Below are 24,704 nucleotides of genomic sequence, written 5' to 3' on the forward strand. Positions count from 1 at the left end.
AAGCACCTGCCTGTATCAGGTGCTTTTTACTTTCAGCTGATCCAAATAGTCAAGTGCGTCCTGCATGGTGTCGACAGGGACGATCTTCATATCGGACTTGATTGCTTTCGCTGTTTTTACCGCATTTTTGTAATCAGAATTTTCAGCTCCGTTTTGATTCGGCGCAAAGAAAATATCTTTTCCCGCTTTGTCTGCGGCGACGACTTTCTGATCGATTCCGCCGATCGGTCCGACCTTGCCGTCCACGTCGATTGTCCCCGTTCCGGCTATATTATAGCCTTTTGTTTCGTCAGGTTTTGTCAGCTGGTTGTAAATTTCTAAAGACATCATGAGACCCGCAGAAGGCCCGCCGATATTTTCAATGCTGAAATGGAGATCCGGCTTCACTTTCACGTTCCGATCCGTATATAACGCGACGCCGATTCCCGCTCTTTTCGGGTCGTCCGGGAATGATTTCAGCACAATGTCAACGGTCTTTTCTTTCGTGTCCCGTTCAATGTGAAACGTTACTTTTTCCCCCGCTTTTTTGCTGCTGATATAATCAATCAGCTTTTCAGCGGATTCGTATGTTTTCCCGTCCGCGCTGATGATTTTATCACCGACCTCTATTTTTCCTTTTGCCGGCATGTCAGAGACGACTGAGCTGGCGAAAATCCCGTTAAATGAGTATTTCACCTGTTTCCCGGCTTTTTGATAAGCGGCAATGACCGCGTTTTCTTGGGAGCTTTTCATCATTTGCAGCTGGCGCTTCATATAATCCGAGTCCGATTCGCCCTCTTCTTTTATGCTTTCATCAGGGACGATTTCATCGTAAGGATGCACTTTCGCCCAAAGATATGTATACGGATTGGCGGGGCCTACTTTGACAGTCATCAAGGAAAGGCTTCCTTTTTCAGGATAGCCTCCGTCCACCTTAATCAGCGGTCTCAGCTCTGATGCTTCTCCCGGCTGTGTAATGTAATACGGAAGCTTAATAAATGTAACAGCAATTAATAAGATCAGGATGATAAACACCCAGCGAAAATGTTTTGCTTTCATATGAGTTAGCCCTCCCAGTTCTCTATTTCTTGTTTAATCCGGCCGATCATCCGGTCTGCGGCTTCTTCGCCCGCTGTGATCATATGATCAATGTTGGCAAAAGAACTTGAGCTGAATGATTCAAGAGAAGGGCGGATCATGACGTCTGCGGCAATGGTCTGGTGACGGACCAATTCATTTTGCAGTATATCCATACTTTGCATGATTACATCAAAAATATGTGCCGCTTTTTCCGTTTTTTTCACCCGGGATACGTCAGAGGCGATGACGATATCAGCACCCATGTCTTTTACGGCAGACACCGGTATTCTGTCGACCACCGCGCCGTCGACTAACATACGTCCGTTCATTTTTTGCGGGACGAAAACGCCCGGTATGCTGATGCTCGCGCGGACGGCTTCGGATACTGAACCTTTCGTAAAAACGAGTTTTTCGCCGGTCTGAAGGTCGCAGGCCACGATGCCGAGCGGGATCCGCAGTTCTTCTATCGGCTTGCCGTACGTATAGGCATGAACGAGCTGCCTGATGCGGTCTCCTTTTAAAAATCCGAGCCTCGGCATCGTATAATCCGCATACACCCGCCGCTTAAATGCTTTGGCGACTTTTTTCATCGTAGCCACGTCATGCCCGGCCGCATAAAAGCTTCCGACTAATGCTCCCATGCTGCTGCCGGCAATCATATCAATTGGAATCTGATGCTTATGTAAACTGGATAACACTCCGAGATGAGCGATGCCTCTTGCCCCTCCCGAACCTAACGCTAACCCGATTGTAGGTTTGGCCAACGCGACGAACCCCCTAATAGACATCCTATACATGAATTCTATGGTCTAAATTGAACCCCTATGCTCGTATATTAGTACAGGATGACAAATAGGTACTTGCCCGGCCGCCTTTAAGGTCTGTTCTATATTTTATCATGATATAAATGTCAGTGTGCAATTTTAGCATCGGGGAGGTAAGAATGAATTTGTCTAAGTTTCATACATTTTTGATTTCATTGTTTTTCATTTTTTTGACGGCGACGGTTATTTCACACCCTCAGGCCTCATTCGAAGCCTCCAAAACCGGTCTTTCCATGTGGTGGGAGGTCGTTTTTCCTTCATTGCTTCCGTTTTTTATTCTATCTGAGCTTTTAATCGGATTCGGCATTGTCAAATTTGTCGGCCTTTTACTCGAACCCTTTATGCGTCCCATTTTCAGAGTGCCGGGGGTCGGCGGATTTGTACTGGCTATGGGCATGGCTTCAGGCAATCCGGCCGGCGCGAAGCTGACTGCACGGCTGCGCCAGGATAAACAAATCTCCAGAGTAGAGGCTGAACGCCTCGTCTCTTTTACCAATTCATCCAATCCGTTATTTATATTCGCTGCCGTGGCGGTCGGCTTTTTTCATAACGCGTCTCTCGGCATTCTGCTGGCATCGGCTCACTATCTCGGAAACATCGCCGTCGGCCTGACGATGCGTTCATACGGACGGAAAGAAGAAGCGGCGTATACCGGTAAAAAGACGATCGCTCTCCCTTCTCTGAAGGAAGCATTTCTGGCCCTCCACAAGGCGCGGCTTTCGGAAAAGCGGCCGCTCGGAAAAATTTTGGGCGACGCCGTCACCTCTTCTGTACAAACCTTGCTGATGGTGGGCGGTTTTATTATATTGTTTTCGGTTTTCAGCCGGTTATTATCAATCGTACAAGTCATGGATGTGCTTTCTGTATTTACAAACGCGCTGCTTTCCCTTTTTCATCTTCCGGCAAATCTGGACATCCCTCTTATCAGCGGAATGTTTGAAATTACACTTGGGAGCAAGCTGGTCAGTGAAGCTGATGCCGCCTTGCTGCCGAAAGCCATGATTGTGAGTTTTATTCTCGGGTTCAGCGGCCTTTCCGTACAGGCCCAGGTAGCCGGCATTTTATCGGAAACAGATATCCGCTTTAAACCGTTTTTCGCGGCGCGTATCCTTCAGGGCATTTATGCTGCACTCTTTATTCTCTTACTGTGGAAGCCGCTTTACCTTGCATTGGACGAACCTTATCAGTCCGTATTCCTCCCTTTCCGCGATCAGGACGCGGGATCTGCTGCCGTCAGCGGATGGAATACACTTGTTGAAACCGGGCCCGCCATCACGCTGACAGCTCTCGCCGTATACGCATTGATTTATTGTTACAGGCTGTCAGCACGGACAAAAAAAGGATGAGACGCCGATCAGCGCTTCTCATCCTTTAAATTTCTGCTTCAGCGCCTGTTCAACTTCCGGAGGAACAAACTCTGAAACAGGCCCGTTATATTTTGCGACTTCTTTTACGATGCTTGAACTTAAAAAAGAGTACTGATTGTTCGTCATCATAAAAAAAGTTTCTATTGATTCGTCAAGCACGCGGTTGACGGAAGTCCCCTGCATCTCATATTCGAAGTCAGAAACAGCTCTGAGCCCCCTGATAATCGCCTTCGCCCGCTTTTTTTTCGCATAGTCGATTAACAGTCCCTGTGACGTCTCGACCGTAATATTCGGAATGTCTTTTGTCACTTCTCTTAACAGCTCACAGCGTTCCTCGACTGTAAACAGCGGCTGCTTAGAAGAATTATTGAGCACGCATACGTACACATGCTCAAACACGTTTGCCCCCCGTCTGATAATGTCCAGGTGTCCGTAGGTGACGGGATCAAAACTTCCGGGACATACAGCTATACTTGCCACATCATTACCCCCTATTTCGGTATATCGTCACTCCTGTAAGCCCGTAAATTTCCCTTCTTGTTACAGAAAGCGCGCCGACGGCTTCAGGAAGCACAACGGCTTTATCATGCTCGGCTACGACAAAACCGTCTTCATTCAGCATGTTCTGCTCATCAATCATTTCGATAAGCGCTTTCAGCTTTTGTTCCTTATACGGAGGATCTAAGAAAATTCCGTCAAAACCTTTTTCCCGTTTCGCCGCGGCATAGAGGGCCCGCTCTGCATCATTGCGGTATACTTCCGATGAAGACAGCAGATCGAGCGCTTTGATATTCGCTTTTACCGTTTGGATGGCTTTGAAATCACGATCCACAAAGATACAGCGGTCAAATCCGCGCGACAGCGCTTCAATCCCGAGGCCGCCGCTCCCCGCAAACAAATCCAGCCCCGTTCCTCCGTCAAAATACGGGCCGATCATATTAAAAATAGACTCTTTTACTTTATCCGTCGTCGGCCTTGTTGATGTGCCCGGCACCGCCTTTAAGGCTCGTCCTTTTCTTGAACCGGAAATTACTCTCATTATTCACACCACTTTTTCTGAAAACTTTGATGTTTCTCATCGGCTGAGCCGTTATGTATAAAAACAATCCCTATCTTATCATAAAGCATTCTTTCAAACAATGAACGTGAAAAACGTGTATACATATTCACATTCCTGTCAAGACTACGTGTAACAGCATCAATGAATGATGTTGTTGCCAACCGCGGAGAAGACTTACGTTTCCCCATAAGTTCTTCCTCCGGTTTCTCCTCTCCCTTTTCCTTCTCCTTAACTTGTTAAGGAATAGAAGGACCCCGCAGGTATCTGCGGGGATTTTTTTATATACCGACTTTATAATCGTACTCTTTCGCTTTATCAAGCTTTGATTCAAATTCCAACTTTAAAAAAGGTTTATAAGAAGGCTCTACCTTCTTCACATAAGAATAAGAAGAAATCTTTTCCATTGTTTTATCGATCAGGTCCATATCGCAATACAGCACAACGTATTTCAGCCGCTTGGAAACATAATGAACGTTGCCGAATTTTCTCAGCATTTTGCTGTGTTTTAAAGAATGCAGATATACGATTATGCCTTGGCGCTTATTTTCCATCATGATCACCCGCCTGACTTTCTGTTCATTTTATGTAAAAGACGAGACGGCCGTCTCGTCAGGAAACTTTGCATCCGCAGCCGCCGCCGGAACCGCAGCCGCCGCCGCAGGATGACAGGCCGTCAAAATAAGGATTCCCCGTCGGCACTTTTACATGCTCCGAGACGGCCGTTCCGAGTTCAATGCTGATCTCGTCAAGCAGCGACTGAAGCTCAGTCTCCGCTTTTTTAAATTCGGCCACCTTATCGTTTAAATCGAGCTCCCGCTTCATTTCTCTCATTTTGCGGGAAATCTCTCTATAATCAGGATGGTATTTGCCAAAGCGCTGCACATCCTCATACTGCTCTTTAACGCTCATAAAAGAACGAATGATCCGCCCTGCCTCTTCATCTTCACGGAGACGCTTGTAACAATCGCGGTAATTTTCAGCCGTCTCAGACTGCAGAATCATGCCGGCAAGCTGTTCCGCTTCACTTTGAAGCTTGACGGACTCAATTGTTGCATACATAAATACGCACCTCCAGTTGCTAGTTTACCATGAAACCACCCAATTGGAAAATGCGGCGTTTAAACGCTTTTTAATCCTGCGAACGCATGGCGTGTACCATCTGCATCATCATCTGCGCCATTTGAATCCCGTTTGAGAATTGACTTACCCGATGCGGTATCGTCTTTTCATAAAAATTCATCATGTCAAGCTGAAAGGAATTGAGATCGTCCGGTTTTCTCGCAAGTCTGCGGTACCAGACGGGACGCTGCCGTATAAACCGTTTCCGTTCCTCATCTGCGGATATGAATTCCTGAACCTCTTTTCGCATACACGATCCCCTTCTTTAATCCTTTCTGAATGAAAAAGGATGTTGTCCGGAGCCTTGCCGGGGCTGCTTCGTGCTGCTCCCCGAAAATTGGCTTAAAAGGCTTTGCAATGATGAAATGGACTGGCTCATTTTATTGATCTGCTCATTCATTTGGTTGATATCCATCTTTTTGACGGCAGTGACCATTTTTGAAACGAAATCGTTCTTTTCAGCTGGTTCCTGTTTGGTTTCCGCGTCGGAAGAAGGCTGAACGGCCTCGTCTTTAAAAGGATCCCACATCGAATCATCCTCGCCCAGGAGAACCCAGTTTTCATAGACTTCCTGCCAGCTTCTTTGTTCCTTGCGAACATTTTGGATCAGTTTGGGATGCTTTTTTACGAATTGTTTAAAATCATCGATTGATTGCCGTGATTGCTGATTCGCCACAATTCTCACCCCCTCCGAAAAGTTTTGCCTGCTATAATGTATCGGTTCATGCGCCTTAATGTTCGCCTAAATTGCGAAAAAAAGCAGGTATATTTTTTTCAGCAGGAGCGCCGCTCGCGAAAAAACATAAAAAAACCGCGGGGGACGCGCCCCTCTGCGGTTTTTTACTGCCAAGGCTTAATGAAGTTTTGCGTATAATACTTCCGGTCCACGCCGACACCGAGGTGCGTATAATCCGGGCTTAACAGCGCCTTCCTGTGGCCTTCGCTGTTCAGCCAGCCCTCCACGGCTGCAGGACCGTCCACATAGTTGTAGGCAATATTTTCACCGGCCTCCCGGTATTTCACATCGCCTTTTTCCAAGCGGTCCTTCAGAGTCCCGTATTTCTTTGAGACGTGAGAGAAATACTTGTTATCCTTCATGTCCTTGCTGTGGCCGAATGCCACTTTCGCGGCGCCTTCGTCCCATTTCAGCCTTGCCAGTCCGTGTTTCACGCGGATGACATTTGTAATGTCGAGAATCTGCTGTTCACTCGCTCGTTCAATGTCGCTCCATTTTTTATCAGAAACTGGCTCGGGTTCTGTCAGCTTTCCTCTGTACATGACCTCATACGGCCTTTGTTTCACCAGCGTTTCCGCATCAAAAGCCCTGATGCTTGACAGATTCCCGTCAAATTTGTCCATGTACAGCTGAACATACATTCCGCCTATCCTGACAGTGGGACGGGTATTGATATCTTCTTCGGAAAACTCAAACCGATACGTGTTTCCCTTGTCAGTCACATTGACAAAAGGAGAAACCTGCGTCGTTTTAAAAACTTCGCCCGTCGATTCGCCGATCTTAAACGGTTTTGCGTTGATGCCGCTTCCCGAAGCGTATAAAGTCACGGCTTTATCATTCAGAATACCGACTTGTACGTATTGGTCTTTCCCCTGGTTGTACACCCACCACTCGTAATCGTAGGCAGAAGGATCTTTCCGGGACGGTTCCCCAAGTTTCTTTTTCACATCGGCGGCAGATTTCCCCATGAGAGAAAGCAGTCCGGATGACGGCATTTTCAGCCGTTTTCCGCTCTCTTCTTCATTGGAAACCTGAGGCTCCTCCTGATTGGTCTTTTTCTGAGGAGCCGATCCATATTGTATAAACAGAACATACGCTCCGTAAATAAGCAAAAGGATAACGAGAGCCCTTGCAATATTTTTCAACCTCTCACCCCCATATCATCAAACCGTTCTGTTTTTGTGTACTCTTATACAGTACAGCCTATTTGCATCGTCCGTGATTTATGTTTAATGGATAAACCCCTCCGGACCTCCGTCTTCAGAAATGTCAGACAGCGCCCGGCCTGCTTGCTCATTTGATTGCTCGGCCAACGAAAGATCGCCGAGCGTAACAATGCCGACCAGTTTTTTATCCCGTGTGACGGGAATTCTTCTGAGCTGATGTTCAGCCATCAAATGGAGCACCTCCTCCACAGAGGCGTCTTCTTCTGCACTGATAACCCGCTCTGTCATTGCGTCGGTTATTTTTTGCGAGTTCGGCTTTTTTGAAGCAATTCCCCGTAATACGAGATCTCTGTCTGTCACGATCCCGACAAGTGTGGCGCCGTCTTCATCCACTATCGGAATGGCGCCGACATCCGCGTCTTTCATCTTCACCGCAGCTTCATATACATTATCTAATACTGTACAATATTGCAAGTCTGACGTCATGAGCTTATTGATCTTTGTCATTGCGGAATTCCTCCTTTTTTCTGCTACTATTGTCGTCAAATTTTTGTTTTTGCATACTTTCACCGTATGAATCATTGAAAGTGTAACGCTTTCATACTATGATTGTCAGGAAAGGGCATTTTTAAAAGGAGGGGGAAGGTTTGAAGTTTGAAAACAGCGGTCTTGAAGGGGTAACAGCGGAGCTCAGCCGCTTGAACGATCTGATGGAAGGCAAAGGGCTCATTCTGGCTGGACAATGGGATTATGAAAGAGTGACTTACGACAAAAAGTTTTCAGTACCTGAGGGGACATTTTATCTACGGATTCAAGGAACGGCAAAAGAGGGCGATGTCGGCGGCAGACGGGCCGTGATTCAGCTGAAGGCCCCTCTTTTAGGAAAGCATTATTATCCGCACGGCGTAGAATACGGCAGCGCTGAAGAATTTCCGGAACATGTCGTCGCTGAAAGCAAAGCTTTACTGCTTGAATTGGAAGAGTCATTAAAAACAGTGCAAATGTAATAAAAAAGTACAGCATATTCTGCTGTACTTTTTTTATGAGACGGTATGCTCGATATACGGCGGCTCTGACAGCGTATCTTTTTCCCGTTCCGTTCTGACCCACTGAAAAAAGATGACAGCCAAATATATTCCGTACACCGCCTCTTGAATGATTTTCATCAGCACTGCCCCAAGCTGCTGATCTTCCAAAGGAGGTAGCGTGTTAAACATCTCCGGTCCGGATAAAGGGATCTCCTCCAGCAAATCTAAAGGAACGCAAAGCTTCATTGCTTCGGCCCAAGCCGCCGGATCTGTATACGTGGCATACATGGGCGCCCCGCTGAACATAATGAGCGCGCAGGCCGGCGTTAACAAAATCCCGTCCGCCATAATATACCCCAGCTTCATTAAACCGCTGAGACGGGGCAGACCGTCCACCTTATGCACAAGCGGCCACCACATAAAAAACGCCGTTACAAAGATGAGTCCGTTCATCAGCGTGTGATACAGCGAATCCGTTTTGACGAAATCAAATATAAACGGGATGTGATACAGCGAAAAAATACCGTTAAACAGCACTAAAGCGATAAGCGGCATTGAAAAAAACGAAAACAGCGGCTTTACGACAGGACGGAAGATCAGTTTTTTCCATGCCCAGCCGGGAATTCCGGAGATCAACAGCGGCGGTACGACTAAAAACAGAACCGCCATCTGCGCCATATGGGCGCTGAACATCACATGGCCCAATAAATCAACCGGACTTCCCGCAGCCGCGTAAAAAAATAGCGCGGAAAGCACAAACAGCACCTTCTCCTTAACGGCCACACGTCCTTTATGCCGGCTGCACCAGTAAAAGTAAACACCTGTTATCACGGCAGTTATACAAAACAGATACGGGCTCCACATTGCGCGAAACCCGAACATTTCCAAATTAATCAAATCTCTCACTCCCCGCCGCCCCGATTACCACCAAATAATCGTGACAAATGCAAGCACGGTGATAAACGCGACAAATATTCCCGAATACAGAAATAATGACGGCGCTTCATGCCCCTTCTGGCTCATATGCATAAAGTAAAACAGCTGAAAGATGACCTGAATGACCGCAAGCAGGATCAGAAACGGCATCGTAAACCATCCGGCAATGCCGTCTGCAGCCACCGTCAAAAACGCGACAAGCGTAAGGCCGATCATCAAGCCGAAGGAGATGACCTGATATTTCATCTCCTCGGCATTTTTCCTTCTCCGATATTCAAGATCCGTACTGACAGTCCCTCTGTTTTTGTTATCGTCCATCGTTATCCCACCATCCCCATCAAATATACAACGGTAAAGATAAAGACCCACACGACATCGATAAAATGCCAATATAAGCTGGCCACATAATATTTCGGCGCATTATAAAGGCTGAGCCCTCTTTTCGCATTCCGGATCATGAGCGCGCTGATCCACAACAGCCCGAACGCCACGTGTGCTCCGTGTGTGCCGACGAGCGTGTAAAACGCTGAGCCGAGCGCAGAGCTTGTAATGGTAAATCCGAACTCGTGAGTGTAATGCATAAATTCATAGATTTCAACCCCTAAAAATCCCGCTCCCAATAATACGGTAACCAGAAGCCACACCTGCATTTTTTTAAAGGAGAAATTTTTCATATGATACATCGCATACACACTCGTTAAGCTGCTCGTCAAAAGAAGCATCGTCGCGATAAACACGATCGGCAGCTCAAACATCTCAGCCGTTGACGGCCCTCCGGCTTTAGATTCCCGTAAAGCAAGGAATGTCGCAAATAGCGAGGCGAACAGAACCGTTTCGCCGCCGAGAAACAGCCAAAATCCCAAAAACTTATTTTTCCCCTCCAGCGTTGCTTTTTCAGGAGAAGCCGGAAAGGTTTCAGCCGTCATTTTTTCCTGCAGCTGCATTACGCCTTCACCCCTTTATCATCATTCGGCAGATCTTCTTTGTGAATATGATAGCCGTAATCATCGACCACAGAGCGAAGCAGCATGGTAAAGAATGTGATGCCGAGCCCTATGAAGATAACCGGAAGCCCCCATGAATAATCGGAGTGGTATAAAAACCCGAACGCTGCCACAAACAGCCCGAAAGATATGATAAACGGCATGATGGAGCCGTTCGGCATATGAATGTCCTCTACAGGCTCTGCAGGCGCCATCCCTTCATTTCCGGCCTGCTTTTCAATCCACAGCGGGTCAAGTCCCCGGACAAACGGAAGCTGTTTAAAATTATATTCCGGCGGCGGCGAAGAGACCGCCCATTCAAGCGTACGACCGTCCAGCCACGGGTCGTTCCCGACGTATTTCCCCTTTATTGAGGTATAAATAATATTGACGACGAGTAAAGCGGCCGCGCCCGCCATGAAAAACGCGCCGATTGAACTGATCAGGTTGCCGGTATCAAGCCCCTGGCCGGGCAGATATGTGTAAACGCGCCGCGGCATTCCCATCAAGCCGAGAAAATGCTGAATGAAGAAGGTAAGATGAAACCCGATAAAAAATAAGACGAACGAAATTTTCCCCATCGTTTCATGAAGCACCTTCCCGAACATTTTCGGCCACCAGAAATGCACGCCCGCCAGGATGCCGAACACAACGCCGCCGATAATGACGTAGTGGAAATGCGCTACGACAAAATACGTATCGTGGAACTGATAATCTGCCGCTGCGGCCGCCAGCATGACACCCGTGACTCCTCCGAGTACGAAAGAAGGAATAAAGGCGACGGCATACAGCATAGGCGTCGTGAATTTGACGTTTCCTCCCCAGATGGTCAAAAGCCAGTTGAAAATTTTAATGCCGGTAGGCACCGCGATCGCCATCGTCGCAACCGCAAATATCGCATTAGCGATCGGTCCGAGTCCCGTTGTAAACATGTGGTGAACCCATACCATGAACCCGAGAAAGCCGATCAGCACGATCGCAAAGACCATAGACGAATAACCGAACAGACGTTTCCTCGCAAATACGGGAATGATTTCTGAAAAAATCCCAAAGGCGGGAAGAATTAAAATGTATACTTCCGGATGCCCGAAAATCCAAAACAGATGCTCCCAGATAATCGTATTGCCGCCCAATTCAGGATTAAAGAAATTCGTTCCGAACAAACGATCCAGCATCATCAGCGCCAAACCGACGGTGAGCGGAGGAAATGCGAATAAAATGAGTGCCGACGCCACAAATGTCGTCCACGTAAACAGCGGCAGTCTCATATACGTTAAACCCGGCGCCCTCATATTTATAATCGTGGCGAGAAAATTGATCCCCGCAATGAGCGTACCTAAGCCTGATATTTGCAGGCCGAGCACGAAAAAGTCTATGCCGTGCCCTTTCGAATTCAGCGCAAGCGACGCGTACGACGTCCAGCCTGCATCAGGAGCGCCCCCTAAAAACCAGCTCAGATTCAAAAAGATGCCTCCGAAGAAAAACAGCCAAAATCCGAGCGCATTCAAAAATGGGAATGATACGTCACGCGCCCCGATCTGCAGCGGCACAACCGCGTTCATCAGCCCGAATAACAGCGGCATCGCCGCCAGGAAGATCATTGTCGTGCCGTGCATCGTCATAATTTCATTAAACTGCTGAGCACCCATAAAATCGTTCCCCGGCCTCAAGAGCTGAATCCTGATAAGCATGGCCTCAAGTCCGCCGACGACGAAGAAAAATCCCCCGGCGATCATATATAAAATCGCGATTTTCTTATGGTCAACCGTCGTCAAATAATCCCAAAGCAAAGAGCTTTTTCTTTGCTGTCCTGTAAGCGTATTCATCATTTGCGACCTCCCCCCTGATATCTCCCTGTCCTCACTTGTTCTCCGCTTTCAGCCCTTTTAAATATTCATACAGCGCATCCGTTTCAGCGTCCGAGAGCTTCGGATAAGTGCCTGTCATTTTATTGCCCGGTTTAATGCTGTCCGGATTTTTCAGCCAGGCTTTTATATTCTCTTTATTCGCATCCTTAATGCCGGCCACTTTGACCCGTTCACCGAAGGTAGCGAGGTTCGGAGCCGTTCTTGCCGCTTCAGCCCGTTTATCATTGGGCTCAACCGCATGACAGCTCAGGCAGTTTTTTTCCTTAAACAGCTCTTCTCCTTGTGCTGCTAAACCGGAATCTGTTGTATGCTTATAATTTTTCATCGCTTTCGTCCATTGTTTAAATTCTTTTGACGGCAGCGGTTTCACTTTGAAATCCATCAGCGCATGTGAAGGTCCGCACAGCTCCGCGCATTTCCCGAAGAAATATTCTCCCGCTTCTTTGCTGCGTTTAGAATCGAAGGTCAGAAAGAAGGTGTTGTCATTATCCGTATTCGTATCGATTTTTCCCCCGGCTGACGGAATCCAGAAAGAGTGTTTCACATCTGAGGACTTCAGCTTGAAATAGACGCGTTCATCTGTGGGAACGATCAGCTCCTGACTTGTCACAAACCCGTAATCGGGATACTCGAATTCCCACCAGTATAAATTCGCCCTTACATTAATCACGAGCGCATCCTCTGCTTTACGGTTTTTCTTATCCATCGGCGACGTATCCGCCAGTGCCAATGTATCGATGACAACCGGAATGACAAGAATAATCAGAAGCAGGATCGGAATAACGGTCCAGGTGATTTCTAAAAAACGGTTCCCCTCCACCTGTTTCGGTATCGTGTCTTCCCCTATACGCGACCGTCTGAACCTCACAATGACGTAAAAGAAAATAACTGCTACGACCGCAACGACGACAACCATGATAAGTGTGCTGAGCACCGTCAGATCATATTGTTTATCAGCCACTTCGCCGGCAGGCTTGAGTGTGGACAGAAACGGTTTTCCACAGCCGCTCAATAAAAGCGGCACTAAGGCTAATAATGATAAAAGACGCCAACGCTTTAACATTTCACCCAACCCCTTTTTTGAATCAGTACGAGATGCACAAGCAGTAAATCTGCTTCCAGCCGAAATACTTCATTTCCTCATTTCTTAAAATATGAGATTTTTTACTTAAAATTCCATCTATGTATAAAAGCAAAGCCGCCTGATTAAACAAAAGGTCAAGGCGGCGTTTACTAGTTGTCATTGTTTGTTTTGGCGATCAAACAAGCTCATTATTCAATTAAAACAGCGTGAAGACCACCATCGCTACAAAATAAATGGTCATGTAGTTAAGCGAATAGACAAACATAAGGGTTGCCCACTTCATGATGTTTTTCATGCGGAATCCCATCAGTCCGAGAACAAGCCATCCGACATTCAGCAAAGTGCCGAGAATGACGATCGGAAGACCGAGACTGCCGAGGAAAAACGGAAGCGGCAGCAGGCATGCGACCCAGACGATAATCTGTCTTTTCGTCACTTCAAAGCCGTGCACTACCGGAAGCATCGGAATATTCGCTGCTCTGTAATCTTCCGTCTTTTTAATCGCAAGCGCTAAAAAGTGCGGAATCTGCCAGATGAATAAAATCATGAATAAAACCCACGCGACAACACCGATGTGCCCTTCAACCGCTGTCCAGCCGATTAACGGCGGCACGGCGCCTGATACACTTCCGACAACCGTATTAATCGTATAACGGCGTTTCGTCCACATTGTATAAAGAACAACGTACGTAAACACGCCGATAAAACCGATGACTGCTGCCATCACGGTGGTCATCAAAAGCATGATAAGTCCTAAAGCAATGAGTAAAATTCCTGACCACAGCGCTTGATTCGGCTGAATCTTTCCGGTTACCGTCGGTCTTACTTTCGTGCGTTCCATTAAATGATCAATATCACGGTCGTAATAGTTGTTAACCGCACAAGAACCGGCGATGATCAAAGAAGATCCTATTAATGTAAGAAGCACGGTGTTTAAATTGCCTAAAAAACTCAGACCGGATATATGTAACGCAAGCCACATGCCGGTAAAAGTCGTAATTAAATTCGAATTGACGATTCCTATTTTGATAAGCGAAAGGAAATCCTTCCATGCCGTCGTCTCTTCAATCTGTCCGTCTATAGCTGTATCGTTTAAAATTCTGGAATTAGCCATAACGTAAACCTCCCTTACAAACCTAAAGCAGGTTTTTTAAGACCTGCAACTCTATCATACAAGATAATGACCTGTAAAAAAACATCCTCTTAAATATTAAACGAGAAACAGGAATTTATTTGTGAACTTTTTATGAATTTTACCAAATCCGCCGGTTTCATAATAAAGCGGTTACTTTATTTCTATCAGACCCATCTGGAATAATCAACCCCATTATCTAAGAAGTCCTGATTCTATTATATTTTTGTGAACAAACAGAATTGAGAATTGCCACAAAACACATATTCGCTTACACTTGGTACGTATATCATTTTGTCCAGTTTGTTAAGAAGGTGAATGTAAAATGAATAAAGCTTTGAAAGCGCTCGGCGTGCTGACGACGTTCGTTATGCTCGTCGTGCTGATCGGCGGCGCTCTTGTCACAAAAACAGGATCGGGTCTCGGATGCGGAAGGCAGTGGCCGCTTTGCCACGGCCGGTTTTTCCCGGAGCTTAACGCCGCTTCTATCATTGAATGGAGCCACAGACTCGCAAGCGGTGTCTCAATCGTTCTCGTGCTGAGTCTCGCTTTTTGGGCATGGAGAAAAGTCACGCCTGTTTTCCGTGAAACAACCTTTCTCGCCATTATGTCCATTATCTTTTTATTTTTACAGGCGCTTCTCGGCGCATTAGCGGTTGTTTTCGGATCAAATGCGCTCGTTATGGCGCTTCATTTCGGCATATCGCTGATTTCTTTCGCTTCTGTTCTGATTTTGACGCTTCTCATATTTGAAGCTGATAAATCAGACAAAAAGCTCGTCAAGCCGCTCAGAATCGGCAGGAAAATGCAGTTTCATATGATCGGCCTTTCGATTTACACGTATATCGTCGTTTATACGGGGGCTTATGTGCGCCATACGAAATCAAGCCTTGCCTGCCCTGACGTTCCGCTTTGCAGCAGGCTGAACCACGGGTTTCCGTCTCATTTTCAGGAGTGGGTGCAGATGGGCCACAGAACGGCAGCGCTGCTTCTGTTCGTATGGATTCTTGTCGCTTTTGCGCATGCGGTGCGCTCCTACAAAGACCAAAAACAGATTCTTGGTGGCTGGATAGCGGCTCTTGCCTTTGTTGTATTACAGGCGCTGTCCGGAATCATGGTTGTTTATTCAGAAATGGCCACCGGCTTTGCACTTGCCCATTCGCTCTTTATTGCCGGTCTGTTCGGCGTCTTATGCTATTTCTTATTATTAATCGCCCGCTTCCGCTATGAATCAAAACAGCGGAACATCTGAGGCACATGAAAAGGCCGAAGCATCAGAGCTTCGGCCTTTTTACATATAAAAAACCTGATCGCACACGGGGCGGATCAGGTTTTTTATGTTTATTTTTTACGCTTTTTCAATTTCGATCAGTAAATCGCCTGTCTGAATCGGTTCACCGTTTTTCACATGAATCTGCTGTATTGTCCCGGAGAACGGCGCCTGTACCGTCGTCTCCATTTTCATCGCTTCATTAATCATCAGATGATCGCCTTTATTCACCTTTGCCCCGGTTTCCGTTAACAATTTAATGACCGTTCCCGGCATGGATGCCGCAATGTGGCTTGGGTTTGTCCGATCTGCTTTTAATTTTTCCTGTACGGACGATTTAATGCTTTCATCTTTAATGACCACCTCGCGCGGCTGGCCGTTCAATTCGAAATAAACGACACGTGTCGCATCTGGCTGCGGTTCACCGATAGATACAAGCTTCACGATCAGCGTTTTTCCGCGCTCGATTTCCACTTCGATTTCTTCACCGAGTGTCATGCCGTAGAAGAAAGTCGGTGTGTCCAATACGGAAATATCACCGAAGCGTTCAGCCGTTTTAACATATTCAGTAAATACTTTCGGATAAAGAGCATACGCGATTGCGTCCTGATCACTCAATTCCATCTGATGCGTTTCTTTCCATTCTTCTTTAATGCCTTCAAAAGATACCGGTTCAAGCAGCTCACCCGGTCTTACCGTGATCGGCGTCTGTCCTTTCAGAACGAGCTTTTGCAGTTTTTCCGGAAATCCGCCGTGCGGCTGACCGATCTGCCCTTTAAAGAGCTCAACGACTGAATCCGGAAAATCAAGCGTTTCGCCTTTATCATAAACATCTTGTTCTGTTAAATTGTTTTGCACCATGTAAAGCGCCATATCTCCGACGACTTTGGAGGAAGGTGTTACTTTCACGACGTCGCCGAACATGCGGTTGACGACGCTGTACATGTCTTTCACCTCATTCCAGCGATCGCCCAGGCCGACTCCTTTTGCCTGCTGCTGCAGATTGCTGTACTGGCCGCCCGGCATTTCATGATTATAAATCTCAGTATGCGGAGACTTCATCCCGCTTTCAAATTCACTGTAATACTGACGGACGGATTCCCAATATTGTGACAGTCTTTCCACCTGCCGGACATCCATTTCAGGACGGCGGCTGTTTCCTTCAAGCGCATGATAAAATCCGCTTGCGCTCGGCTGTGAAGTCAGACCCGCCATTGAGCTGACGGCGACATCCACGATGTCCACACCCGCTTCAACAGCTTTGGCATAGAGAAAGACGCCATTGCCGCTCGTATCATGCGTGTGAAGATGAACGGGAATATCAATCGTTTCCTTCAGCGCTGAGACAAGTTCGTATGCGGCTTGAGGTTTCAAAAGACCGGCCATGTCTTTAATGCCGAGAATGTGCGCACCAGACGCCTCAAGCTCTTTCGCCATAGAAAGATAATATTGCAAATCATATTTCGTCCGGGTCTTATCAAGAATATCTCCCGTGTAACAAATCGCAGCCTCCGCCACTTTTCCGGTTTCACGGACGGCATCGATGGCCAGCGTCATCCCTTTTACCCAGTTCAGGCTGTCAAAGATCCGGAATACGTCGATACCGGACTCCGCTGACTGCCGGACAAATTTTTGAATGACATTGTCGGGATAGTTTGTATAACCGACGGCATTTGATGAACGAAGGAGCATCTGGAACAATGTGTTCGGCACTTCCTTACGGAGATCTTCAAGGCGTTTCCAAGGGTCTTCTTTTAAGAAACGGTACGCTACATCAAATGTCGCGCCTCCCCACATTTCAAGGCTGAACAGTTCAGGCCACAGGGCAGCCGTAGGATTCGCGATTTTTTTCAAATCATTGGACCTGATCCGTGTTGCGAGCAGGGACTGATGGGCATCCCTGAACGTTGTATCGGTCAGGAGCACGGATTTTTGCTCTTTCACCCAGTCTGCAAGTCCCTCGGCGCCTCTTTCATCAAGGATCTGTTTCGTACCGCTTGCCGGCTTTTCCCCGATATCTAACGTAACGGTCTGAGGCTTATCAAATGCAGGTTTTTCTTTTTTCCCGATTCCCGGAAAACCGTTCACCGTGACATTGCCGATATAGGAAAGCATTTTTGTTCCGCGGTCCTTCTGTTTTGGGAAAACAAACAGCTCAGGCGTTGTGTCGATAAACGATGTGTCGTATTGGCCCGTCAGGAATTTTTCATGCTTTGCCACGTTTTCAAGAAACGGAATATTGGTCTTAATGCCCCTGATCCTGAATTCCTGCAGGTTGCGGACCATTTTCGCTGATGCCTGTTCAAACGTCAGCGCCCATGTCGACAGCTTGACGAGCAGTGAATCATAATAAGGCGTGATGACGGCGCCCTGGAAGCTGTTTCCCGTATCAAGGCGGACGCCGAAACCGCCGCCTGAGCGGTAAGCCATAATTTTACCCGTGTCAGGCATAAAGTCATTCAGCGGATCTTCAGTGGTCACACGTGATTGTATCGCATACCCGTTTGTAAAAATGTCTTTCTGCTCTGGGATATTGACGGCGCGGCTGTGCAGTCCGTGGCCCTGCGCGACGAGAATCTGCGTCTGAACGATATCAACCCCCGTTATCATTTCCGTAATCGTATGCTCCACTTGTACGCGCGGGTTCACTTCAATAAAGTAAAATTCACCGCCCGCTACGAGAAATTCCACGGTCCCCGCGTTGATATAGCCGACATTTTTCGCAAGCGCCACAGCCGCTTCACAGATTTCGTCCCTTAATTCAGGCTGCAAAGATACACTCGGCGCCACTTCAATGACCTTTTGATGGCGTCTCTGAACGGAACAGTCCCGCTCATACAGATGGACGACATTGCCTTCTTTATCTCCGATCACCTGAACTTCAATATGCTTAGGATTTTCGATCAGTTTTTCAACATACACTTCATCATTTCCGAATGCGGCTTTCGCTTCTGATTTGGCCCGCTCAAACGATTCTTTCAATTCGCTTTCGCTTCGGACGATTCTCATGCCGCGGCCTCCGCCTCCGAGCGATGCTTTAATAATAAACGGAAATCCGTGGACTTTTGCGAATTGTTCGACATCTTTTAATGTTTCAGCCGGTCCGTCACTCCCCGGAATAACGGGGATACCGGCTTTTTCCGCCTGCTCCCTCGCCTTTACCTTATCTCCGAACATATCCAAATGCGCTGACGTCGGTCCGATGAATACGATGTCCTCTTCTTCACAGCGTCTCGCAAATTGGATATTTTCAGAGAGAAATCCGTAGCCCGGATGAATGGCATCAACGCCGTTTCTTTTTGCGATCTCAATAATCCCTTCAATATCAAGATACGCGTCAATCGGTTTTTTGCCTTCGCCCACAAGATAAGCTTCATCCGCTTTATAGCGATGATAGGAGCCCGAATCTTCTTTTGAATAAACGGCTACCGTTCTGATGTTCAATTCTGTGCACGCCCGGAAAATCCGGATCGCAATTTCTCCCCTGTTTGCTACTAACACTTTTTGGATGGATTGTTGTGACAAACTTTTCTCCCCCTTGGCCTAATAAATATGTAGTTTATAATAAAGGAATATCCGCCCTGTGTATACACTTGTTTTTTAGAGATACACAGATTTTTCCGTCTGCCGTCTTTTTACCCCTTTAGACGGAACGGGCTCCCTCTTTTTCTTCTTTTCTGAGTACTTGACATGCATGCTGACATTCACCAATATACCGGCGCTCGTCAATAACAAAAACATTGATGATCCCCCGTAGCTGATAAACGGCAGCGGAACACCTGTGATCGGAATTAAACCGCTGACACCGCCGAGATTGATAAAGGTCTGAATCGCAATCATGCTGGATATCCCGATTGCCAAAAGGCTTCCGAACGGATCTTCACATTTTCTCGCAATATAAAAACCTTTTAACACCACAAAAGCCAGCAGCACAATGACAAACAGGACGCCGAAAATGCCGAGCTCCTCTGAAATAACCGCCATAATAAAGTCTGTATGCGATTCAGGCAGATAACCGTATTTTTGAATGCTTTCTCCAAGACCGAGACCGAAAAAACCGCCTGAGCCGATCGCATAATACGAATTTATAATCTGCAGACCTGATGTGCTGGCGTATTTAAATGGATTTTCAAGGCTTTCAAACCGGCTCATACGCCCGGGTGTCAAAATATCGTCCCATTTCAGATAAATGATCGGGCTGACAAGGAGTAATACGATTCCCGCCATGAGAACCAGCCTGAGCAGGGTCCTTCCGCTGAATCCCGAACACATAATGACGCAAAACGCGATCAGACCGATAATCATCGCCGTTCCGAAGTCGGGCTGAATAGCGATAAGCGCACAAATGACTACGGTGACGATCACCGGCGGCGCAACCCCCGTCAAAAGCTGATCGATGTAGCTTTGTTTCTTTGCGTACACCGCGGCAAGATACAGTATCAGGGTCAGCTTGACAAATTCCCCCGGCTGAATGGCCATTCCGCCGATTTTAAACCAGCTTTGCGCATTTCCGGCAACATGTCCGAAAACAAACAGCGCGCAAAGCGCAGCCACTGACGCAAGCAGTATGATTTTCTGAATCTTTTGATGGGCGAACACTTTGTACGGAAAAACGGCCGCGATAATAAACAGCACAAACCCCGCGATGACGGCGAACAGCTGCCGTTTAAAGAAATAGTCGCTGCTCACGCCGTAACGCATAACGGCGGTAATCATGCTTGAGCTGTATACCATTACCAATCCGAAACTGCACAGCAGAATGATAGCGCATATCAATGAATAATCGTAAGATTTTAACATTCTTTTAAACATAACATCCTCTTTCCTGCTTAAAGCTTACGTTTAATACCTATTGCGTATTATATTTTACTATAATTCATAAACAATTTACGCAGTTTCTTTATAGTTTTTCGGATGAAATGCAGATTAAGAGACCGTCTTACGAAAAGAAGATGCAAAAAAACGGTTTACGGTTATAAAAAAACCCAAACCGTTGAATAGTTTGAGTTTGATCATTTATTTTCCTGTAAACGCGTCATGCAAAGCAGACAGTTCTCTTTCAAGTCTGTCCAGCAGCTCTTTGCCGTCGTTTTCGTCAACTAATCCCAGGCGGACAGCAAAATCGATTTCCCTCGACAGTCCGAACATCTGAGTATCCAAGACCTCTTCATACAGAGGACATTGAGGCATCGTTAAGTTATCCATTTGTACTCGGATCAGCTTCAAAATCTTCTCAGCATCTAACTTCAACAGCTCGAATGCTTTCTGCTGATGGTCAACTATAATCTCTGAAGCCAAAAGTATCCCTCCGTTCCCCAGGCGAGTACCTAATTCTTCTATTTATCATAAAGGGTATCAGATGAAATTGCAAGAGGATTTAAGCAGATGTTATGATAAAAAATGTTTCAAAAAATACTCAGCCTGTATTTCTCAGACATGATTTCCAAAAGCTTCATACCCGCGATGCTGTTGCCTTTTTCATCAAGCGCCGGACCGAATATACCGATTCCGAAGTTGTACGGCGAAATGCCCATGATTCCTCCCGAAACGCCGCTTTTAGCGGGAATGCCGACCTTGATTGCGAATTCCCCGCTCGCATTGTACATGCCGCATGTCACCATAAACGTCTTGCAGATTCTCGCCACATCTTTTTTAATGACCTGCTCCCCGGTTTCCGGATGCTTGCCGTCAAGGGCGAATACACAGCCGATTTTGGCTAAATCCAGACTGCTCATCTTAATCGCGCACTGTTTTGTATACAAATCCATGACCTCTTCAACATCGCCTTTAAAAATGTCATACTGCTTCATGTAATAACACATGGCCCGATTAATCATGGAAGATTTGAATTCCGATTCCGCGACATGTCTGCAATATGTAATGTCCTGATTGTTCGCAAGTCTTCTGATGAATCCGAGCAGGTAATCCAGGCGGTCTTTCGGCGAATGCCCTTTAATTAAACCCGTAACGATGAGAGCTCCCGCATTAATCATCGGATTTAAAGGCTTGCCCGGATTCACTGTTTCAAGCTTAATCATGGAGTTAAACGGGTCGCCGGTCGGCTCCTGACCCACGCAGCTGAACACCTTTTCCTTTCCGTAATCCATCAGTACGAGCGCCAGAGAAAGCACTTTCGAAATGCTCTGCAGCGTAAATGTCCGGTCGGCGTCTCCTGCCGTCAGACATGTATTTTCCGCATGATAAATCGTGACCGAAAGGCTGTCTTGTTCAGATTCAGCCAGAGCCGGAATATAGTCTGCCACTTTGCCTTCTTCGGTTCTTTTTTTCGCTTCCTGAACTAATGCGTCCAGCTCTTGGTAATGCCGGCATACCATGTCGATCATCCTCACTTCGCTGCCGTTGTGTACATCTAATTTGCAACGCAAAGTGACAATTCATGCGAAAACTTTTATACTTTAAGTAAAGGGGGGCTTCAACATGAGCGTTATTCAAGTAAAAGGCAATGTTACATACCCGATTACAATTGATCCGAGTGTCTGGATTTTCGATGACCGCAAGTTTCCGTTTGAAAACAATCAGCCTGTTCATCCGGACGGCTCTGCAGAAACCCAGGAGCATACGCTTGATCCTGAACGGGTGATCAGAGAAGGGCGCATTTCGCCGCCGACTTTAAAAAGCGAAAAACGTTATGAAAAAGAAAGACTGATGAACGGCAGCTTCGCCATGAAGCTCGGCGCTGTTTTAGCAAATGCCGAGCCGAAAGAAAGCGCTGTCCTGTGCGCATTTATTTCAAAATCAGAAAGAACCGAAGTGCCGCTCGAAAAGGCGATGGACGCAATCGCGCATTTTAGCGATGCGGGGAAACCGCTTCAAGACGGCGGTCCGGTCCATTTTTACGTGGACGGAGACTTTGAAAAACCGATAATGGGCGTCACAGAAATCGAAGTTTTATAACAAATCGGCGGCAAGCTGTGCAAGGCCGGATCTCTCACCTTTCACAAGCTTCACGCTGCCGGAGACGGTTTGTCCTTTAAACCGCTCTACAACATAAGCAAGTCCGTTGTTTAAACTGTCTAAGTATGGGTGATCTATTTGCTCCGGATCGCCCATCAGGACAATTTTGCTGCCCTCTCCCACCCTTGTCAAAAGCGTTTTGACCTCGTGCCTCGTCAGATTCTGAGCCTCATCAATAATAATAAACTGATCCGGAATGCTTCTTCCCCGAATGTATGTCAGCGCCTCCACCTGAATCGATCCGATTCCTGCCAAAATCGCTTCAAGTTCACCCGGCTTTTTCGCATTGAATAAAAATTCAAGATTATCAAAGATCGGCTGCATCCACGGCTTGAGCTTTTCCTCTTTTTCGCCCGGCAAATATCCGATATCCTTTCCCACCGGGACGATGGGACGCGCGACGATCAGCTTTTTATAAATACCGAGATCCTCCGTCTGCAGAAGCCCTGCCGCGAGAGCAAGCAAGGTTTTTCCCGTTCCCGCTTTTCCGATCAGGGTGACAAGCGGGATATCTTCCCTCAGCAGGAGTTCGAGCGCCATTGTCTGCTGGACGTTCTTCGGCCTGATCCCCCATACGTGCTCATCATCGAAAACGAGTCTTTTTACGGTCTCTCCTTTCTTATCCGCCATGCCGACCGCAGACGAAGATCCTCCTAATTCATCTTTCATCAGCACAAATTGATTCGGATAAACCTGATGCTGCTGAAGCTCCTTGACTGGAATTTGTTTGTTTTTATAAAACGAGGCAAACCGCTCTTTATTCATAAATATATCTTTGTACCCGCTATATATTTCATCATGGTCAACGACTCTGTCGTTTAAAAAGTCCTCCGCCAAAAGCCCGATGGCATCCGCCTTTACCCTGACAAGCACATCTTTGCTGACCAGGATGACGAGGCGGCCGTTTTCTTTCGTTTCCTCCTCAAGGCTTAAATTTTTTGCCACCGCCAAAATGCGGTTATCATTCGTTTTTTCGATAAAAATTTCTTGGAGCTGATGAAATGACCGGTGGTTCAGTTCAATTCTGAGCGTTCCTCCGCTTTCAAGCGGAACTTTCTCGTGCAGCCTTCCTTTCTCCCTGAGCCCGTCTATCAGCTTAGATACGTGCCTCGCATTTCTCCCGACCTCGTCCATATACCGCTTTTTTGAATCGACCTCTTCCAGCACGACGGCGGGGATGACAACTTCGTTTTCTTCAAAGGAAAAAATGGCGTTAGGATCCTGCAAAAGTACATTCGTATCTAACACATAAATTTTACTCAAGTCTCAGCCTCCTGAAATAAGGATCAAAGCCCATCGTGTGCTTCTCTTTCCGCGAAAAACGGGGATGCCTGCTAAAATATATGATTTGGTGAATAAAGATAGAAGGTTAATTCAACAATAAAATAAATGAAAGCATTCAAGGAGGGAATCTGACGTGCGAATTCTTTTCATTATCATACAAGCCTTGTTTATCCTGACCGGCTGCACTGCTGTACAGGACGGCCGCGGCCGCAATATCCAGAACGAATCAACCGATCAGCGTGATGCAAAACCGATTCATGTGAAAAATACGGCTCCTGAGACAGCTGAAAATCCCGGCCGGACAGACATCGCTAAGCATCTCGTCGAGGTAACCGAAAAAATCCCCGGCATTTCAGATGCCACCGCGGTTGTACTCGGAAGATACTCCGTTGTCGGAATCGATGTGGATGACAATTTAGAAAGAAGCAAAGTGGAGAGCATTAAATACACGGTCGCCCAGGCGTTAAAAAACGATCCTTACGGCGCCAATGCCGTTGTCGTGGCTGATCCTGATACGGTTTCCCGTCTGAGAGGCATGGGCAGCGACATTAAAGCCGGCCGCCCCGTTTCAGGCATTTTGGACGAACTTGCCGCCATCGTCGGTCGTGTCATGCCGGAAGTCCCGAATGATGTGACCGACAATGAAAAAGAATCACCGACTCAATCGAATGATGATCAGCTGAACCAAAGAGACCAGAACAAGCTGCAGAACGAACAGAACGATCAATCGGATCATCATATGAAAAACCGCCAGTAAAAAGCAGCGCCCGCTCCAAAAGAAGGGCGCTGCTTTCTTTCCCTTTGGCAGGAGGG

At 46.9% G+C, this 24,704-nt stretch carries 27 protein-coding genes; 5 read left to right on the top strand and 22 right to left on the bottom strand.

The features are described 5' to 3' along the window. Positions 1-15: 15 nt before the first annotated feature. Together C5I45_RS11980 and C5I45_RS11985 are read right to left on the bottom strand one after the other, a co-directional pair. Positions 16-1,038, bottom strand: a complete 1,023-nt coding sequence (locus tag C5I45_RS11980) for a SepM family pheromone-processing serine protease (RefSeq protein WP_003154464.1) — start codon at positions 1,036-1,038, stop codon at positions 16-18. Between the two features lie 5 nt (positions 1,039-1,043). Continuing rightward, positions 1,044-1,823, bottom strand: coding sequence for a patatin family protein (locus tag C5I45_RS11985; RefSeq protein ID WP_015388274.1), 780 nt, complete (start codon positions 1,821-1,823; stop codon positions 1,044-1,046). A gap of 179 nt (positions 1,824-2,002) precedes the next feature. On the opposite strand from C5I45_RS11985, the gene ylbJ reads away from it, so the two are divergent. Next, a complete protein-coding gene (ylbJ, locus tag C5I45_RS11990; RefSeq protein ID WP_003154466.1) occupies positions 2,003-3,229 on the top strand; it encodes a sporulation integral membrane protein YlbJ in 1,227 nt (408 codons plus the stop codon). Positions 3,230-3,247: 18 nt separating this feature from the next. Here the strand turns inward: ylbJ and coaD are convergent, their stop codons facing one another. The 9 genes from coaD to C5I45_RS12035 form a co-directional block, all read right to left on the bottom strand. Continuing rightward, complete coding sequence (coaD, locus tag C5I45_RS11995; protein ID WP_003154467.1) at positions 3,248-3,730, bottom strand: pantetheine-phosphate adenylyltransferase; 483 nt, start codon at positions 3,728-3,730, stop codon at positions 3,248-3,250. A 4-nt stretch (positions 3,731-3,734) separates the two neighbouring features. Continuing rightward, complete coding sequence (gene rsmD / locus C5I45_RS12000) at positions 3,735-4,289, bottom strand: 16S rRNA (guanine(966)-N(2))-methyltransferase RsmD (protein WP_003154468.1); 555 nt, start codon at positions 4,287-4,289, stop codon at positions 3,735-3,737. Next, positions 4,289-4,498 carry a hypothetical protein gene (locus tag C5I45_RS12005; RefSeq protein ID WP_015388275.1) on the bottom strand — a complete coding sequence of 70 codons (210 nt, stop codon included), beginning with the start codon at positions 4,496-4,498 and terminating at the stop codon, positions 4,289-4,291. The genes rsmD and C5I45_RS12005 overlap by 1 nt, the downstream gene beginning before the upstream one ends. Positions 4,499-4,588: 90 nt before the next feature. Beyond that, entirely contained in the window at positions 4,589-4,861 is a 273-nt protein-coding gene (locus tag C5I45_RS12010; RefSeq protein ID WP_025851397.1) for a YlbG family protein, read from the bottom strand. Positions 4,862-4,919: 58 nt separating this feature from the next. Beyond that, on the bottom strand, positions 4,920-5,369 hold the full coding sequence (locus C5I45_RS12015) for a regulatory iron-sulfur-containing complex subunit RicF (RefSeq protein WP_003154472.1): 450 nt from the start codon (positions 5,367-5,369) through the stop codon (positions 4,920-4,922). Positions 5,370-5,439: 70 nt separating this feature from the next. Continuing rightward, on the bottom strand, positions 5,440-5,679 hold the full coding sequence (locus C5I45_RS12020; RefSeq protein ID WP_003154475.1) for a YlbE-like family protein: 240 nt from the start codon (positions 5,677-5,679) through the stop codon (positions 5,440-5,442). 15 nt (positions 5,680-5,694) lie between these two features. Beyond that, entirely contained in the window at positions 5,695-6,105 is a 411-nt protein-coding gene (locus C5I45_RS12025; protein WP_014304959.1) for a YlbD family protein, read from the bottom strand. Between the two features lie 164 nt (positions 6,106-6,269). Continuing rightward, positions 6,270-7,310 (bottom strand): CAP domain-containing protein, encoded by a 1,041-nt coding sequence (locus tag C5I45_RS12030; RefSeq protein WP_014304958.1) that lies wholly within the window; start codon positions 7,308-7,310, stop codon positions 6,270-6,272. 84 nt (positions 7,311-7,394) lie between these two features. Continuing rightward, complete coding sequence (locus C5I45_RS12035) at positions 7,395-7,838, bottom strand: CBS domain-containing protein (RefSeq protein ID WP_003154478.1); 444 nt, start codon at positions 7,836-7,838, stop codon at positions 7,395-7,397. Between the two features lie 140 nt (positions 7,839-7,978). On the opposite strand from C5I45_RS12035, the gene C5I45_RS12040 reads away from it, so the two are divergent. Continuing rightward, positions 7,979-8,338, top strand: a complete 360-nt coding sequence (locus C5I45_RS12040; protein ID WP_003154479.1) for a YugN family protein — start codon at positions 7,979-7,981, stop codon at positions 8,336-8,338. 33 nt (positions 8,339-8,371) lie between these two features. Here the strand turns inward: C5I45_RS12040 and ctaG are convergent, their stop codons facing one another. The 6 genes from ctaG to cyoE all read right to left on the bottom strand — a co-directional run bounded on the left by ctaG (position 8,372) and on the right by cyoE (position 14,344). Beyond that, positions 8,372-9,256 carry a cytochrome c oxidase assembly factor CtaG gene (gene ctaG / locus C5I45_RS12045; protein ID WP_003154480.1) on the bottom strand — a complete coding sequence of 295 codons (885 nt, stop codon included), beginning with the start codon at positions 9,254-9,256 and terminating at the stop codon, positions 8,372-8,374. Between the two features lie 24 nt (positions 9,257-9,280). Continuing rightward, positions 9,281-9,613 (bottom strand): cytochrome c oxidase subunit IVB, encoded by a 333-nt coding sequence (gene ctaF, locus C5I45_RS12050; protein ID WP_015388278.1) that lies wholly within the window; start codon positions 9,611-9,613, stop codon positions 9,281-9,283. Positions 9,614-9,615: 2 nt separating this feature from the next. Continuing rightward, on the bottom strand, positions 9,616-10,239 hold the full coding sequence (gene ctaE, locus C5I45_RS12055; protein WP_003154482.1) for a cytochrome c oxidase subunit III: 624 nt from the start codon (positions 10,237-10,239) through the stop codon (positions 9,616-9,618). Beyond that, entirely contained in the window at positions 10,239-12,107 is a 1,869-nt protein-coding gene (ctaD, locus tag C5I45_RS12060; protein ID WP_007611227.1) for a cytochrome c oxidase subunit I, read from the bottom strand. Before ctaD ends, ctaE begins: the two co-directional genes overlap by 1 nt. A gap of 31 nt (positions 12,108-12,138) precedes the next feature. Next, positions 12,139-13,209 carry a cytochrome c oxidase subunit II gene (coxB, locus tag C5I45_RS12065; protein WP_003154484.1) on the bottom strand — a complete coding sequence of 357 codons (1,071 nt, stop codon included), beginning with the start codon at positions 13,207-13,209 and terminating at the stop codon, positions 12,139-12,141. A 217-nt stretch (positions 13,210-13,426) separates the two neighbouring features. Next, complete coding sequence (cyoE, locus tag C5I45_RS12070; RefSeq protein WP_003154486.1) at positions 13,427-14,344, bottom strand: heme o synthase; 918 nt, start codon at positions 14,342-14,344, stop codon at positions 13,427-13,429. Between the two features lie 343 nt (positions 14,345-14,687). On the opposite strand from cyoE, the gene ctaA reads away from it, so the two are divergent. Continuing rightward, the gene (ctaA, locus tag C5I45_RS12075; RefSeq protein ID WP_014304955.1) at positions 14,688-15,614 is read left to right on the top strand and encodes a heme A synthase CtaA; all 927 of its coding nucleotides are present in this window, start codon (positions 14,688-14,690) and stop codon (positions 15,612-15,614) included. 96 nt (positions 15,615-15,710) lie between these two features. On the opposite strand, the gene pyc is transcribed toward ctaA, so the two are convergent. The 4 genes from pyc to glsA form a co-directional block, all read right to left on the bottom strand. Next, positions 15,711-19,157, bottom strand: a complete 3,447-nt coding sequence (gene pyc, locus C5I45_RS12080; protein WP_003154490.1) for a pyruvate carboxylase — start codon at positions 19,155-19,157, stop codon at positions 15,711-15,713. Between the two features lie 75 nt (positions 19,158-19,232). Continuing rightward, a complete protein-coding gene (locus C5I45_RS12085; RefSeq protein WP_003154492.1) occupies positions 19,233-20,444 on the bottom strand; it encodes an FtsW/RodA/SpoVE family cell cycle protein in 1,212 nt (403 codons plus the stop codon). Between the two features lie 204 nt (positions 20,445-20,648). Further along, a complete protein-coding gene (locus tag C5I45_RS12090) occupies positions 20,649-20,930 on the bottom strand; it encodes an Fpa/YlaN family protein (protein ID WP_003154494.1) in 282 nt (93 codons plus the stop codon). 107 nt (positions 20,931-21,037) lie between these two features. Next, positions 21,038-21,967: a glutaminase A gene (glsA, locus tag C5I45_RS12095; protein ID WP_107994405.1), complete on the bottom strand. Its 930-nt coding sequence runs from the start codon at positions 21,965-21,967 to the stop codon at positions 21,038-21,040. Between the two features lie 103 nt (positions 21,968-22,070). On the opposite strand from glsA, the gene C5I45_RS12100 reads away from it, so the two are divergent. Next, positions 22,071-22,547 carry a hypothetical protein gene (locus tag C5I45_RS12100; RefSeq protein ID WP_025851416.1) on the top strand — a complete coding sequence of 159 codons (477 nt, stop codon included), beginning with the start codon at positions 22,071-22,073 and terminating at the stop codon, positions 22,545-22,547. Here the strand turns inward: C5I45_RS12100 and C5I45_RS12105 are convergent. Further along, positions 22,542-23,870, bottom strand: a complete 1,329-nt coding sequence (locus tag C5I45_RS12105; RefSeq protein ID WP_003154497.1) for a PhoH family protein — start codon at positions 23,868-23,870, stop codon at positions 22,542-22,544. The genes C5I45_RS12100 and C5I45_RS12105 overlap by 6 nt on opposite strands. Positions 23,871-24,024: 154 nt before the next feature. On the opposite strand from C5I45_RS12105, the gene C5I45_RS12110 reads away from it, so the two are divergent. Further along, the gene (locus C5I45_RS12110) at positions 24,025-24,648 is read left to right on the top strand and encodes a YhcN/YlaJ family sporulation lipoprotein (RefSeq protein WP_003154498.1); all 624 of its coding nucleotides are present in this window, start codon (positions 24,025-24,027) and stop codon (positions 24,646-24,648) included. Positions 24,649-24,704: the final 56 nt, after the last annotated feature.

The sequence above is a fragment of the Bacillus sp. ZY-1-1 genome, assembly GCF_003047165.1.
GTDB lineage: Bacteria > Bacillota > Bacilli > Bacillales > Bacillaceae > Bacillus > Bacillus velezensis.

What these genes read in the sequence shown, in the direction of transcription:
- C5I45_RS11980 (WP_003154464.1), bottom strand. Translation starts at nt 1,038, where the DNA reads ATGAAAGCAAAACATTTTCGCTGGGTGTTTATCATCCTGATCTTATTA.
- ylbJ (WP_003154466.1), top strand. Translation starts at nt 2,003, where the DNA reads ATGAATTTGTCTAAGTTTCATACATTTTTGATTTCATTGTTTTTCATT.
- rsmD (WP_003154468.1), bottom strand. Translation starts at nt 4,289, where the DNA reads ATGAGAGTAATTTCCGGTTCAAGAAAAGGACGAGCCTTAAAGGCGGTG.
- C5I45_RS12005 (WP_015388275.1), bottom strand. Translation starts at nt 4,498, where the DNA reads ATGGGGAAACGTAAGTCTTCTCCGCGGTTGGCAACAACATCATTCATT.
- C5I45_RS12010 (WP_025851397.1), bottom strand. Translation starts at nt 4,861, where the DNA reads ATGGAAAATAAGCGCCAAGGCATAATCGTATATCTGCATTCTTTAAAA.
- C5I45_RS12015 (WP_003154472.1), bottom strand. Translation starts at nt 5,369, where the DNA reads ATGTATGCAACAATTGAGTCCGTCAAGCTTCAAAGTGAAGCGGAACAG.
- C5I45_RS12020 (WP_003154475.1), bottom strand. Translation starts at nt 5,679, where the DNA reads ATGCGAAAAGAGGTTCAGGAATTCATATCCGCAGATGAGGAACGGAAA.
- C5I45_RS12035 (WP_003154478.1), bottom strand. Translation starts at nt 7,838, where the DNA reads ATGACAAAGATCAATAAGCTCATGACGTCAGACTTGCAATATTGTACA.
- ctaF (WP_015388278.1), bottom strand. Translation starts at nt 9,613, where the DNA reads ATGGACGATAACAAAAACAGAGGGACTGTCAGTACGGATCTTGAATAT.
- ctaE (WP_003154482.1), bottom strand. Translation starts at nt 10,239, where the DNA reads ATGCAGCTGCAGGAAAAAATGACGGCTGAAACCTTTCCGGCTTCTCCT.
- ctaD (WP_007611227.1), bottom strand. Translation starts at nt 12,107, where the DNA reads ATGATGAATACGCTTACAGGACAGCAAAGAAAAAGCTCTTTGCTTTGG.
- coxB (WP_003154484.1), bottom strand. Translation starts at nt 13,209, where the DNA reads ATGTTAAAGCGTTGGCGTCTTTTATCATTATTAGCCTTAGTGCCGCTT.
- cyoE (WP_003154486.1), bottom strand. Translation starts at nt 14,344, where the DNA reads ATGGCTAATTCCAGAATTTTAAACGATACAGCTATAGACGGACAGATT.
- ctaA (WP_014304955.1), top strand. Translation starts at nt 14,688, where the DNA reads ATGAATAAAGCTTTGAAAGCGCTCGGCGTGCTGACGACGTTCGTTATG.
- C5I45_RS12085 (WP_003154492.1), bottom strand. Translation starts at nt 20,444, where the DNA reads ATGTTTAAAAGAATGTTAAAATCTTACGATTATTCATTGATATGCGCT.
- glsA (WP_107994405.1), bottom strand. Translation starts at nt 21,967, where the DNA reads ATGGTATGCCGGCATTACCAAGAGCTGGACGCATTAGTTCAGGAAGCG.
- C5I45_RS12100 (WP_025851416.1), top strand. Translation starts at nt 22,071, where the DNA reads ATGAGCGTTATTCAAGTAAAAGGCAATGTTACATACCCGATTACAATT.